Raw genomic sequence first — 12,033 nt, 5'->3', positions numbered from 1 at the left:
CATGACCGACCCTCTCGACCGCATCCGGGTCGGCTCGGCCCCCGACTCCTGGGGCGTCTGGTTCCCAGACGACCCCCGGCAGGTCCCCTGGGAACGCTTCCTCGACGAGGTCGCCGAGGCCGGCTACTCCTGGATCGAACTCGGTCCGTACGGCTACCTCCCCACCGACCCGGCCCGGCTCACCGACGAGATCGCCAAGCGGGATCTGAAGGTCTCGGCGGGCACGGTCTTCACCGGCCTGCACCGCGGCCCGGCCGTCTGGGAGTCCACCTGGGAGCACGTCGGCCAGGTCGCCGCGCTCACCAGGGCCATGGGGGCGAGGCACCTGGTGGTCATCCCGTCCTTCTGGCGGGACGACAAGACCGCCGAGATCCTGGAGCCGCCGGAGCTGACCGGAGAGCAGTGGGCCCACCTCACCAAGGGCATGGAACGGCTCGGCCACGAGGTGAAGGAGGCGTACGGCCTGGACCTCGTCGTCCACCCGCACGCCGACACCCACATCGACACCGAGGACCACGTCGAGCGCTTCCTCGACTCGACCGACACCGACCTGGTCAACCTCTGCCTGGACACCGGTCACTACGCCTACTGCGGCGGCGACAGCGTCAAGCTGATCGAGACCTACGGCGAGCGGATCGGCTACCTCCACCTCAAGCAGGTGGACCCGGCGGTCCTGGCCGACGTCCGGGCCAAGGGCACCCCGTTCGGGCCGGCCGTGGCCCAGGGCGTGATGTGCGAGCCGCCCGCCGGCGTGCCCGAGCTGGGTCCGGTGCTGACGGCGGCGCAGCGGCTGGGGGTCGACCTGTTCGCGATCGTCGAGCAGGACATGTACCCCTGCGAGCCGGACCGGCCGCTGCCCATTGCGGTGCGCACCCGGAAGTTCCTGCGGTCCTGCGGCGCCTGACAGCCGCTTCCCGGGGACCGTGCGGAGAGATCCGCGCGGTCCCGCGCGCCCCGGCGGGTTCGGGAACACCCGCCGGGGCGCGCGCGTTCTGCACACGACGGACGATGTCCGCTACAGCGGGGAGGACGAGCATGAGCCACGAGGAGACCGCGGCCGAGGCCGTGACACGCAAGGAGCGCTTCGGCGCGCTGCCCGACCGGATCCGCCCGGAGGACATGGTGGAGACCAGGCCGGCGGTTCGGCACGACCCGGACCGGGACGCCTACGACCCGGACGAGTTCGCGGTCCGCTACGGCCTCTGAGGTCCCGGACAGGTGCGCGGTCGCGGCGTGTCACGGCTTCCGGGCCGCCGCCGGGACCCGGACCGCGCCGTGGGCGAGCAGGCTCTCGGCGCAGTCCAGCACCGTCTGCCGGGCCGGGCGCGGCTGCCAGCCCAGCAGCCGCGCCGCCTTCTCGGTGGTGTGCCGGTTGCGCCGGCCCAGCGCCGGGGTGATCTCCCGCAGCCCGGGATCCCGGAAGCGGGCCGCGAGGCGCACCGCGACGTCGGGCAGCCGGCGGGTGGAGACCAGCCGTCCGCGCTCGCCGAGGCCGTCCCGCAGCACCCGCGCCATGTCCGCCATCCACACGAACTCGCCGGTGCCGAGGAAGCGCTCGCCCGCCGCGGCGGGTGAGGTCATCGCCCGGAGGTGGAGGTCGACCAGGTCCCGGACGTCCACCACCTCGAGACCGATCCGCGGCACCCCGGGCATCGCCCCGGACAGCATCCGGGCGACGATCCCGACGGAACCGGCGGCATCCGCCGTCAGCACCGGCCCGAACGCCGCGCCGGGCAGCACGGTGGTCAGCTCGGTGGGCCCGCCGTGCCCCCGCACGAACTCCCAGGCCGCCAGCTCGGCGAGGGTCTTCGACCGGCGGTAGGGGATCAGCGCCGGATCCTCCGGGTCGGTCCACAGCGTCTCGTCGGTGACCCCCTCCGAGGCGTACGACGACGGGCTCGCGGCGTTCGCCGCCGAGGTCATCACCACCCGCCGCACTCCGGCCGCGGCGGCCGCCCGCAGCACCCGCAGGGTGCCGTCCCGGGCCGGTGTGACCAGGTCGGGGGTGCCCGCGCGCACACCCAGCGGCGAGGCCACGTGCAGCACCCGGTCGACGCCCTTCATCGCGGCGTCCCAGCCGGCGTCGGCGGTGAGGTCGGCCACGGCGAAGCCCAGCCGCCCGGCCGGGTCGACGACGGCCGAGACGGCGTCGACGACCGCCTGCTCCCGGCCCGGCGCGCGCACCGTGGTCCGGACGTCGTGGCCGCGCCTCAGCAGCTCGACGACGCACCAGCCGGCGATGTACCCGGTGCCCCCGGTGACCAGAACGAGTTCGGGCATGACTGACCTCCACGGACGCGGTGGGATGTGTGCCAGAATCGGCAATGAAACGGAGACCCCTCCGCTACGTCTCCCAACGTACCGGAGGGGTCTCCGGATAGCAATCCACACCGGACGGACGACCACCACCGTGAACCCGCAGCCCTCGAAACCCACCCGGAGGGACGCCCGCGACAACCGGGACCGCATCCTCTCCGTGGCCCGGGCGGAGCTCGCCGCCTCCACCACGGCCTCGCTCTCCGCGATCGCCCGCAAGGCCGGCGTCGGCATCGGCACGCTCTACCGGCACTTCCCGACCCGGGAGGCGCTGATCATGGAGCTGTACCGGCACGACCTCCAGCACCTCATCGACCTCGCGCCGCGGCTGCTCGGCACGCACCCGCCGCTGGAGGCGCTGCGCCGCTGGTTCGACGAGGTCGCCCACTACGGCCGGCTCAAGTTCGGCGTCTCCGAGGTCGTGCACGCCGCGACCGGCGGCGCCGCCGAGGACCCGATGTACGGCCCGTTCGTCGACGCCATCGGCGTCCTGCTGGACGCCGGCGCGGCGGACGGCACCCTCAAGCCCGGCATCGACCCCGAGGACGTGCTCCTCCAGCTCAGCGTCCTGTGGCGGATCGACCCGGCCCGCGGCGACGCCGAGGCGCGGGCGGCACGGATCCTGGCGCTGATCGTGGACGGGCTGCGGGCCTGACACGAAGAACGGCGGGGCGGGGACCGTGTCTCCGGTCCCCGCCCCGCCGTGGCAGGAGTGTCCGCGGGTGTCAGGCGCCGCGGACCTCCGCGATCGTGACCGGCCGGTGCTCGTGCAGGGACAGCGTGCAGGCGTCGGCGATCCAGCCGGCCTCCAGGGCGTCCTCGACGGTGCAGGGGGAGGGCCGGGTGCCGGCCACCACCTCGGTGAAGGCGGTGAGCTCGGCACGGTAGGCCGCCGTGAAGCGGTCCATGAAGAAGTCGTGCGGGGTGCCCGCCGGGAAGGTCACGCCGGGCTCGACCGAGCGCAGCGGCAGCTTGTCCTCCAGGCCGACGGCGATGGAGTCCGCGAAGCCGTGCAGCTCCATGCGGACGTCGTAGCCCCGGGCGTTGTGCCGGGAGTTGGAGACCACCGCGATGGTGCCGTCGTCGAGGGTGAGGATCGCGCCGGTGGTGTCGGCGTCCCCGGCCTCCTTGATGTACTCGGCGCCCCGGTTGCCGCCGACCGCGTACACCTCGGTGACCTCACGGCCGGTCACCCAGCGGATGATGTCGAAGTCGTGCACGGAGCAGTCCCGGAAGATCCCGCCGGACGCGGCGATGTAGGCGGCCGGCGGCGGCGCCGGGTCCAGGGTGGTGGAGCGCACGGTGTGCAGCTTGCCCAGCTCACCCGCCCGGACGGCGGCGCGGGCGGCGACGAAGCCCGCGTCGAAGCGGCGGTTGTAGCCGATCTGGATCGGCACGCCGCTGCCCTGGACGGCCCGGAGCACCTCGACGCCCTCGGCCATCGTCTTCGCGACCGGCTTCTCGCAGAAGACCGGCACACCGGCCTCGACACCGGCCCGGATCAGCGCCGGGTGGGCGTCGGTGGCGGCGGCCACGACGATGCCGTCCACACCGGCGGCCAGCAGCGCCTCGGGCGAGTCCACGACCTCGGCACCGAACTTCTCCGCGGCGGCCTTGGCGGCGTCCGCGAACGGGTCGGTGAAGACGAGCGACTCGACGACGTCGAGCCCGGAGAGGGTCTCGGCGTGAAAAGCACCGATACGGCCGAGGCCGAGGATTCCGATACGCATGTGCTTGTAACTCCTTGATGTATGACGCGCCCCCGAAGGGGCGCGGGGCTGCATCCATATGCGGCTGCCGCCGCGTGGGCGCGACCAGCCACCACGAACCCGCGGACGACCTCCGGCCTCCCGGCCCCTAGCTCTCCCGCCGCGCCGACGCCGCCCGCAGGCCGTCCCTCAGGACCCGCGGCGCCCACCCCTCCCGCAGCGCCCGCCGCACGAGGTCCGCCTGCGAGGGCGGGGCCATGCCGTCGACCGGCGGATCGCTGTCGAGGTTGGTCGGGAACGGGTAGCCCTCGGCGCTCGCGGCGATGACCTGCTCCAGCCACGCCTCGCCGGCCCCCTCCGACCGGCGCCGGCGCAGCACCGGGTAGACCGCGTTGGCCACCGCCTCCCGGTCCACGGTCTCCATGGCCCGCCCGAACGCCGAGGACACCTGGAGCAGGTTGGCCGTCCGGCGCACGTCGAGGGTCCGGTTGGTGCCGGCCGCGTGGAACACCGCCGGGTTGAAGAACACCGCGTCGCCCTTGGCGAGCGGCAGCTGCACATGGCGGGCCTTGAAGTACTCCTGGAACTCCGGCCGCCGCCAGGCCAGGTAGCCGGGCTCGTAGGTCTGCGAGTACGGCAGGTACATCGTCGGCCCCGACTCCACCGGCATGTCGCAGTGCGCGACCGCGCCCTGGAGGGTGAGCGCGGGGGAGAGGCGGTGCACATGGGCCGGGTAGGCCTCGGCCTGCTCGTCGGAGAGGAAACCGAGGTGGTAGTCGCGGTGCGCGGTCTGCGCCGCGCCACCCGGGTTCACCACGTTGACCTGCGAGGTGATCTGGTAGCCGGGGCCCAGCCAGGCCCGGGAGACCAGGGCCAGGACGTCGTTGGCGTAGTAGTCGGCGAACCCCTCCGGGTCGTAGAGCGCCGCCTTCTCCAGGGCGTTCCACACCCGCTCGTTGGCCCCGGGCGTCGCGAAGTGGTCGCCGGCCTCCGCACCGGACTCGTGCTGCTCGGAGATGAGCGCCTCGAACACCGCGGTGGCCCGGTCCACCACGTCCGGATCGGGGAACGCGCCCCTGAAGACGGCGATGCCGGGACCGTCGGTCAGGACGCGCACGAGCTCGGTCCGCACCTCGTGGTCCGCGCCGGCGGAGCGCAGCCGCTCGCTGTCGTAGACGAGGACGTTCTCCTCGACGGCCGAGGCGTACGGGTAGCCGGCCCGGTCGGTGGTCCGCTCGACCAGGGCACGGAAGGCGTCGAGGTCGCAGTCCTGCTGCGAGAGCCAGGGACGGCCCTGTTCGGCGGCGAGGGACATCGATGTCCTGCTTTCGGTCACGGCCGTGGTCCCGGCCACGGCGAGGCTCTGCCATTCTTGTCAGCACAAACCCCTCGAACAACCAGCAGCGACCCGTCAAAAACCCCTCAAGGAGGCAGCCCGTGGGCCACCCCTTCCCCATCCGTGAGATCGCCCGCCAGGCAGGGCTCAGCGAGGCCACCGTGGACCGGGTGCTGAACGACAGGGGCGGCGTCCGGGAGAGCACCGCCCGCGAGGTGGAGCGGGCCATCGCCGACCTGGACCGGCAGCGCACCCAGGTCCGGCTGGTGGGCCGTACCTTCATGGTCGACATCGTGATGCAGGCGCCCGAGCGGTTCACCACGGCCGTACGCGGCGCGCTGGAGGCCGAGCTGCCGGCCCTGCACCCGGCGGTGGTGCGCTCCCGGTTCCACTTCCGGGAGACCGGGCCGGTCGAGGAACTGGTGCGGACGCTGGACCGGATAGGCCGCCGCGGCTCGCAGGGCGTGATCCTCAAGGCGCCGGACGTCCCCGAGATCACCGCCGCCGTCGGGCGCCTCAGGTCGGCGGAGATCCCGGTCGTCACCCTCGTGACCGACCTGCCCGCCAGCGGAAGGCTGGCCTACGTCGGCAGCGACAACCGGGCCGCCGGCACCACCGCCGCGTACCTGATGGGCCAGTGGCTCGGCGACCGGCCCGGCAACGTCCTCACGAGCCTCAGCAGCGGCTTCTTCCGCAACGAGGAGGAGCGCGAGATGGGGTTCCGCAGCGCCATGCGGGCCAGGCACCCCGAGCGCACCCTGGTGGAGATCGCCGAGGGCCAGGGCCTGGACGCCACCCAGTACGACCTGGTCCGTGCCGCCCTGGAGCGCGACCCGGAGATCCGCGCCGTCTACTCGATCGGCGGCGGCAACATCGCCACCCTGCGCGCCTTCGCGGACCTGGACCGCGAATGCGCCGTGTTCATCGCCCACGACCTCGACCACGACAACACCCGCCTGCTGCGCGAGCACCGGCTGTCCGCGGTCCTCCACCACGACCTGCGCCAGGACATGCGCGAGGCCTGCCACCTGGTGATGCGCGCCCAGGGCGCCTTGCCCCCGGCCGGCCCGACCCTGCCCTCGGCGATCCAGGTGGTCACGCCCTACAACATGCCCGCGGCCACGACCCGCTGAGCGCGCCCCCGCCTCGCCGGGCCGCCTCAGAGGCTGATCGCGTAGGCCTTGCGCAGCGTCTCGTGCACCGTCCACGTCGTACGGTCGCCGGCGCGCAGCACGGCCATGTCGCCGGGGCCCACGGTGAACGTCGCCCCGCCCTCGACCTCGATCGTCGCCGAGCCGCTGACCACCACGAACAGCTCGTCCGCCTCGGTGTCGGTGACCACCCCCGGGGTGATCTGCCAGATCCCGCGGAGCTGCTTCCCGTCGGCCGACTCCCAGACCACCTTCCCGGTGACCTCGGGCGTGCCGGAGACGATCTGCGCCGGGTCGAGCGGGTCGGGTTCGAGTGCGGCGTCGGGGATGTGCAGGGCGAAGCTGTGCGTCGTCATACGGCGACCCTAGCGAGTCGGCCGCCGTCCCGGCCGTGGACAGGGTGTGCGGCATCCGGCCTGGTGGGAGGACACTTCGTCGGGCCGTGCCCGGTGGCGGCCGGGTCCGGCCCGGGTGATCGTGGAGGACATGCCCGACTCCCCGGCGGCCGTGGCTCAGCCGCGCGCGCACGACACCCGCGAGGCCGTCCTGTTCGGCGGGGTCTACGGCGCCGTGCTGGCCTGCTCGATGGTGGCCGCGCTCACCCAGTACGGCCACACCTCCGAGGCCAGCCGCCGCTACGACGCCCTCTGGCTCCTGGTCACCGCCTGCGCCTCCGCCCTGGCGCACGGCTACGCGCACTACATCGCCGAGCGGGCCCCGCACCAGCGCTGGGACGCGCTGCACACCCTGGCCGACGAATGGCCGCTGGTCACCGCGGTGCTGCCCACGGTCTTCCTGCTCGCGGGCGCCGGCTGGGGCTGGTGGCCGCCCAAGGGCGTCGAGTACCCGGCGTTCGTCCTGAACATCGTGATCCTCTTCGGCCTCGGGATCGTCACCGCCCGCTGGTCGGCGCGGAGTTGGCCGGCCACCGTGCTGATCGGCACGGTGGACGCGCTGCTCGGGGTGATCGTGGTGGTGGCGAACGCGTTCATCAAGTAGCCACGGTGAGCGGGCGCGGTGCGTGGCTGCGGTGAGCGGGCGCGGTGTGTGGCTGCGGTGTGTGGCTGCGGTTCATTGAACGGTGAACGGGTTTACGATCACCCAAGGGCACTGTTCCTCCGCGCAAGGAGCCGGCATGACCACCGAAGACGCAGTCACCGCAGAGGCCGTCGACAGTCTGCGGGGCACCGACGACCCCCGGCTGCGCGAACTGCTGACCGCGCTCGTCCGGCATCTGCACGCCTTCACGCGCGAGACCCGGCTGACCCAACGCGAGTGGGAGGCGGCGATCGCGTTCCTCACCGGGACCGGGCAGACCTGCACGGACACCCGGCAGGAGTTCATCCTGCTCTCCGACGTCCTGGGCCTGTCCATGCTGGTCGAGACGGTCAACGGGCACAGCGACCCCGGCAGCACCGAGTCGACCGTCCTCGGCCCCTTCCACATGACCGAGTCCCCGGTCCGCGAACCCGGCGCCGGCATCGACCTGATGGGCACCGGCGAACCCTGCGTGGTCAGCGGCGTCGTCCGCTCCGCCGACGGCACCCCGCTGCCCGGCGCGGTCCTGGACGTGTGGCAGGCCGACCCGCACGGCTACTACGACGTGCAGCAGCCCGACGTCCAGCCGCCCGGCAACGGCCGCGGCCTGTTCACCGCCGACGACGAGGGCCGTTTCCGGTTCCGGACCTGTGTGCCGAGCGCCTACCCGATCCCGACCGACGGCCCGGTCGGCGCCCTCCTCAAGGCCACCGGACGGCACCCCTACCGCCCCGCCCACATCCACTTCATCGTCTCGGCCGCGGGGCACGCGCCGGTCACCACGCACATCTTCGTCGCCGGCGGCGAGTACCTGGACTCCGACGCGGTGTTCGCCGTCAAGGAGAGCCTGGTCAAGGACTTCACCCCGACCGACGACCCCGCCCTGGCCGAGGAGTACGGCGTACCGAACCCGTTCCGGCACGCCCGCTTCGACCTGGCCCTGGAGCGCTCGTGAACCCCTTGGACTTCGTGTACGAGACCCGTCCCTCCCGAGTGGTCTTCCGACCCGGTGCCGCGTTCACCGCACCCGCCGAGGAGGCCCGGCACCTCGGTCTGCGGCGGCTCCTCGTGCTGAGCGGGGAGCGGGGCGCGCGGACGGCGCGGGCGGTCGCCGACTCGCTGGGGGACGCCTGCGCGGGGCTGCACACCGGCGCCCGGATGCACGTCCCCGCGGAGGTCGCCGACCGGGGTGTCGAGGCGGCCCGGGCCGCGGGCGCCGACGGCTGCGTGGCCGTCGGCGGCGGCTCGGCCATCGGCCTCGGCAAGGCCGTCGCGCTGCGCACCGGACTCCCGCTGATCGCCGTGCCCTCGACCTACGCCGGCTCCGAGATGACCCCGGTCTGGGGTCTGACCGAGCACGGCGTCAAACGCACCGGCCGCGACCCCGTCGTGCTGCCGCGCAGCGTCGTCTACGACCCTGAACTCACCCTCTCCCTGCCCGTCCCGCTCTCGGTGACCAGCGGGATCAACGCCCTCGCCCATGCCGTGGAGGCGCTCTACGCCCCCGACGGCTCGCCGCTGGTCGCGCTGATGGCCGAGGAGGGCGTACGGGCGCTGGCGGGCGCGCTGCCGGAGATCGCCGCGGCCCCGGACGCCGTACCCGCCCGCTCCCGCGCCCTGTACGGCGCCTGGCTGTGCGGGGCCTGCCTGGGCGTCACCACCATGGGCCTGCACCACAAGCTGTGCCATGTCCTCGGCGGCACCTTCGGCCTCCCGCACGCCGAGACCCACACCGTCGTCCTGCCGTACGCCCTCGCCTTCAACGCGCCCGCCGCCCCGGACGCGGCCGCCGCCGTCGCCCGGGCCCTCGGCGCGGCCGACGCCCCGGCCGCCCTCCAGGACCTGGCGGGCCGCCTCGGCGCACCGCGCTCGCTCGCCGGACTCGGCCTGAGGGAAGCGGACCTGGCGGTCGCCGCCGCCCAGGTCGCCGGGCAGCCGTACGCCAACCCGAGGCCGGTCACGGCCGACGACGCGCTGACCGTGCTGCGGGCGGCGTACGAGGGCGGCCCGGCCGGGGCGTGACGGCGGCGGACGCCTCGGGACGCCTGCCGGGCGATCCCGGCCACGCTCCTCGCGGCCGGGGACGGCGCCGGAGCCGAGAGGGCGGTCCTGCCGTCCGGGGTCGCGCCGCTGCGCCGGCGGACGGCCCGATCCGGCCGGATCCGCGCGCGGGCGCCGGCGGTCAGCCGCGGCTGCTCGTGGACATCGGCGGGGCGGACGCGTCGGCCTGGCGTAGTTCGGCGAGGAGGACGTTCTGTCCGTCGAGGAGTTCGGTGAGGATACGGCGGGCCGCGCGCAGGAGTTCGGCGACGTCTCCGCCGGCCAGTGCGTAGCGGACGGTGGAGCCCTCCCGGGTGGAGACCACGATGCCGGACCGGCGCAGGACGGCCAGTTGCTGGGAGAGGCTGGACGGCTCGATCTCGATGTCGGCGAGCAGATCCCGTACCGGGACGGGCCCGTGCTGGAGCAGTTCCAGGACCCTGATCCGGACCGGGTGCCCGAGCATGCGGAAGAAGTCCGCCTTGGCCTGGTAGAGGGGGACTTGCATGACCGCTCGCTCTCTGCCGGGACGGGTGGTGGCGCCGCGGTGCGGCGGCGCCTTGCGACACCGCCGCACTGGCCCTGTACGGCCGATCCTTGCCGTCAGGAGCCGTGCGCAGACATGAGTTGGGATCATGCTGATGTGGTCACTTGAAGAGGTTTTCACATCATGGGCGCACGAAGTCCCGAAACCTGGAGAGTCGCTAGACCTCCAGTTCCCCCTCGACCCGCTTCAGCTGGTGGCGGGCCATGGCCAGGTTCGAGCGCTCCTTGTCGAGCACCAGATAGAGGAACAGACCGTTCCCGCTGCGGCCGGTGATCAGACGGATGAGGTGGTACTGCTTCTCCAGCGTGATCAGGATGTCCTCGATCCGGCTCTTGAGGCCCAGTTCGCCCATCGTGCGCACCTTGGCCCGGATGACATCCGTGTTCCCGGCCGCCGCGACCGTCAGATCGAGGTCCTTGCCCCCGCCCAGTGTCCCCAGGGCCATACCGCTGGTGTAGTCGACGACCGCGGCTCCCAGCGACCCCTCCACCCCGGCCATCATTTCCTTCAGCGACACTTCCACGCTCGCCATACTGGCGCCTCCCCTTCGCATGCGGATGGCGGCGGACCGGCAGCCGCCGGTCCGCCCGATGCAGGGACCGTAGGTCGGCGGGCGCGACGCCGGGACGGCGTCTCCGGGTCTGACGCATGCTGGCCGATCAACTGCGTCACCCGTCCATTTGAGCGACGGAAATTGGTTCGATGATGAGCGAAGTTGACACTGCGCCCCGAGCCGGCCGTGGCCGCGCAGGGCACGGACGCCGCAGTCGGGACCACGGAGCGCAGCGCGGCCGCCGGGCGTGTCGTAGTTCCGACACGCCGCACCCGCCGACCGGATCCCGTCCCCGCCGAAACCGCGGACGGCCGGTCTCCGGGAAGGCGGCGTGCGGGGTGGCGTGTTCGTGCCGAGCCTGGGAGGAGTCCGGCTTCCGCGGCGCATACGGGACTCGGCAAATGGGCAGAAGTGCCCACTGTGAAAACCGAGTTGATCCGCATCCGGTCCGGATCCCGGTGTGCCGTGTGGTGTGGGGCCGTGTCGGGCCCGGACCCGGCACTCCGCGGCCCTGACGGCCGACCATGACTCCTGACGTCCGCCTGGTCCAGGACGGGACCGCCGGTGCGGGCGCGCACCCCGGCCGCGGCAGGGTCCCCCGTATTCGGGGACGGCTCGGTGCGGGGTCCGGCGCGGATCCGGCCGGGGCCGTTCTCGGTGTGCGCTCGCGCCGGCCGAACTGTGAAGATCCGTTCCCGGGAGCCGCCGACCGCCCGCTCCGTCACCGCCGCCCCGTGCGCACCCGACGGAATTCCGCCGAACACACCCTGATTGCAAGCCAGTTGGCAGAACCTGGACACCTCTGGTCGACGCCGGTCCCGGCAGCTCGGAGAACTCGCGTCATCGCAGGTCACAGGGCGCATCCCGGATCGCCGGAGCACCCTTGGGCAGTCGCCTGTCCGTTGACCCGTCTTCAAATAGCGAGCACAAATTCCACACAGCCCTCTCTTCAGACGGGCCCCGATGGTCTAGATTGACCGTGCTTCGCATGCTGGGACACGGGGCGACAAATGATGATCTATGGGTCAGGCGATGCGGGCGGCCAGTGGCCGCACCCGTGCCGTCGGCCGTGGGGGTGATCAACTCCTGGAGCCCGAGAGGGACTTCGGGTGCGGGGAGCACCCGCGGTATCCACGGGTTCCCGTGCACCTCGTGAGCATGGCAGGGCAGGCAGGTCCGCCGCGGCACGGGCGGGTTGTTCAAGCAGCGCTGAAGTAGCCGGGATGTCAAACGCGGAGGGCGGGGGCCGTCTGCGGGAGGAACAGCGCGGCGCGGGGAGCCGGGGGGCCTCCCGGGGGCGGAAGCGTACGGGAGGCGGGGGCCTCCCGGGGGGAGGAACGGTG

Annotated in this window: 13 protein-coding genes; 7 read left to right on the top strand and 6 right to left on the bottom strand. The window is 73.0% G+C overall.

The genetic code is table 11. The annotated features are described in order from the left end of the window. The first annotated feature begins 1 nt into the window (after window position 1). Window positions 2–904, top strand: coding sequence for a TIM barrel protein (locus ACFZB3_RS43330; RefSeq protein WP_391387592.1), 903 nt, complete (start codon window positions 2–4; stop codon window positions 902–904). A gap of 131 nt (window positions 905–1,035) precedes the next feature. After that, window positions 1,036–1,206: a hypothetical protein gene (locus ACFZB3_RS43325; RefSeq protein WP_391387589.1), complete on the top strand. Its 171-nt coding sequence runs from the start codon at window positions 1,036–1,038 to the stop codon at window positions 1,204–1,206. Window positions 1,207–1,236: 30 nt separating this feature from the next. Here the strand turns inward: ACFZB3_RS43325 and ACFZB3_RS43320 are convergent, their stop codons facing one another. Then, complete coding sequence (locus ACFZB3_RS43320) at window positions 1,237–2,280, bottom strand: NAD-dependent epimerase/dehydratase family protein (RefSeq protein WP_391387586.1); 1,044 nt, start codon at window positions 2,278–2,280, stop codon at window positions 1,237–1,239. A 130-nt stretch (window positions 2,281–2,410) separates the two neighbouring features. Here ACFZB3_RS43320 and ACFZB3_RS43315 point away from each other — a divergent pair, with 130 nt between their 5' ends. After that, a complete protein-coding gene (locus ACFZB3_RS43315; RefSeq protein ID WP_391387584.1) occupies window positions 2,411–2,971 on the top strand; it encodes a TetR family transcriptional regulator in 561 nt (186 codons plus the stop codon). 70 nt (window positions 2,972–3,041) lie between these two features. Here ACFZB3_RS43315 and ACFZB3_RS43310 read toward each other — a convergent pair whose 3' ends face one another. Continuing rightward, complete coding sequence (locus tag ACFZB3_RS43310) at window positions 3,042–4,046, bottom strand: Gfo/Idh/MocA family oxidoreductase (protein WP_391387582.1); 1,005 nt, start codon at window positions 4,044–4,046, stop codon at window positions 3,042–3,044. Window positions 4,047–4,173: 127 nt separating this feature from the next. Further along, complete coding sequence (locus ACFZB3_RS43305) at window positions 4,174–5,340, bottom strand: phytanoyl-CoA dioxygenase family protein (protein WP_391387853.1); 1,167 nt, start codon at window positions 5,338–5,340, stop codon at window positions 4,174–4,176. Between the two features lie 122 nt (window positions 5,341–5,462). On the opposite strand from ACFZB3_RS43305, the gene ACFZB3_RS43300 reads away from it, so the two are divergent. After that, a complete protein-coding gene (locus tag ACFZB3_RS43300; protein WP_391387579.1) occupies window positions 5,463–6,494 on the top strand; it encodes a substrate-binding domain-containing protein in 1,032 nt (343 codons plus the stop codon). 26 nt (window positions 6,495–6,520) lie between these two features. On the opposite strand, the gene ACFZB3_RS43295 is transcribed toward ACFZB3_RS43300, so the two are convergent. Then, window positions 6,521–6,868: a cupin domain-containing protein gene (locus ACFZB3_RS43295; RefSeq protein ID WP_391387576.1), complete on the bottom strand. Its 348-nt coding sequence runs from the start codon at window positions 6,866–6,868 to the stop codon at window positions 6,521–6,523. A gap of 130 nt (window positions 6,869–6,998) precedes the next feature. Here ACFZB3_RS43295 and ACFZB3_RS43290 point away from each other — a divergent pair, with 130 nt between their 5' ends. The 3 genes from ACFZB3_RS43290 (at window position 6,999) to ACFZB3_RS43280 (ending at window position 9,572) form a co-directional block, all read left to right on the top strand. Further along, on the top strand, window positions 6,999–7,511 hold the full coding sequence (locus ACFZB3_RS43290) for a hypothetical protein (RefSeq protein WP_391387574.1): 513 nt from the start codon (window positions 6,999–7,001) through the stop codon (window positions 7,509–7,511). A 136-nt stretch (window positions 7,512–7,647) separates the two neighbouring features. Continuing rightward, the gene (locus ACFZB3_RS43285) at window positions 7,648–8,505 is read left to right on the top strand and encodes a dioxygenase (protein ID WP_391387571.1); all 858 of its coding nucleotides are present in this window, start codon (window positions 7,648–7,650) and stop codon (window positions 8,503–8,505) included. Window positions 8,506–8,510: 5 nt separating this feature from the next. Continuing rightward, window positions 8,511–9,572 (top strand): iron-containing alcohol dehydrogenase, encoded by a 1,062-nt coding sequence (locus ACFZB3_RS43280; RefSeq protein WP_391387851.1) that lies wholly within the window; start codon window positions 8,511–8,513, stop codon window positions 9,570–9,572. A 160-nt stretch (window positions 9,573–9,732) separates the two neighbouring features. Here the strand turns inward: ACFZB3_RS43280 and ACFZB3_RS43275 are convergent, their stop codons facing one another. After that, window positions 9,733–10,098, bottom strand: coding sequence for a helix-turn-helix transcriptional regulator (locus ACFZB3_RS43275; protein WP_093497714.1), 366 nt, complete (start codon window positions 10,096–10,098; stop codon window positions 9,733–9,735). A gap of 196 nt (window positions 10,099–10,294) precedes the next feature. After that, entirely contained in the window at window positions 10,295–10,669 is a 375-nt protein-coding gene (locus tag ACFZB3_RS43270; RefSeq protein ID WP_391387567.1) for a hypothetical protein, read from the bottom strand. Window positions 10,670–12,033: the final 1,364 nt, after the last annotated feature.

This window comes from Streptomyces sp. NPDC008092 (genome assembly GCF_042957285.1).
Classification (GTDB): Bacteria; Actinomycetota; Actinomycetes; order Streptomycetales; family Streptomycetaceae; genus Streptomyces.
Note: the sequence above shows the minus strand (reverse complement) of the source record. Positions and strands in the feature narration are given on the sequence as shown.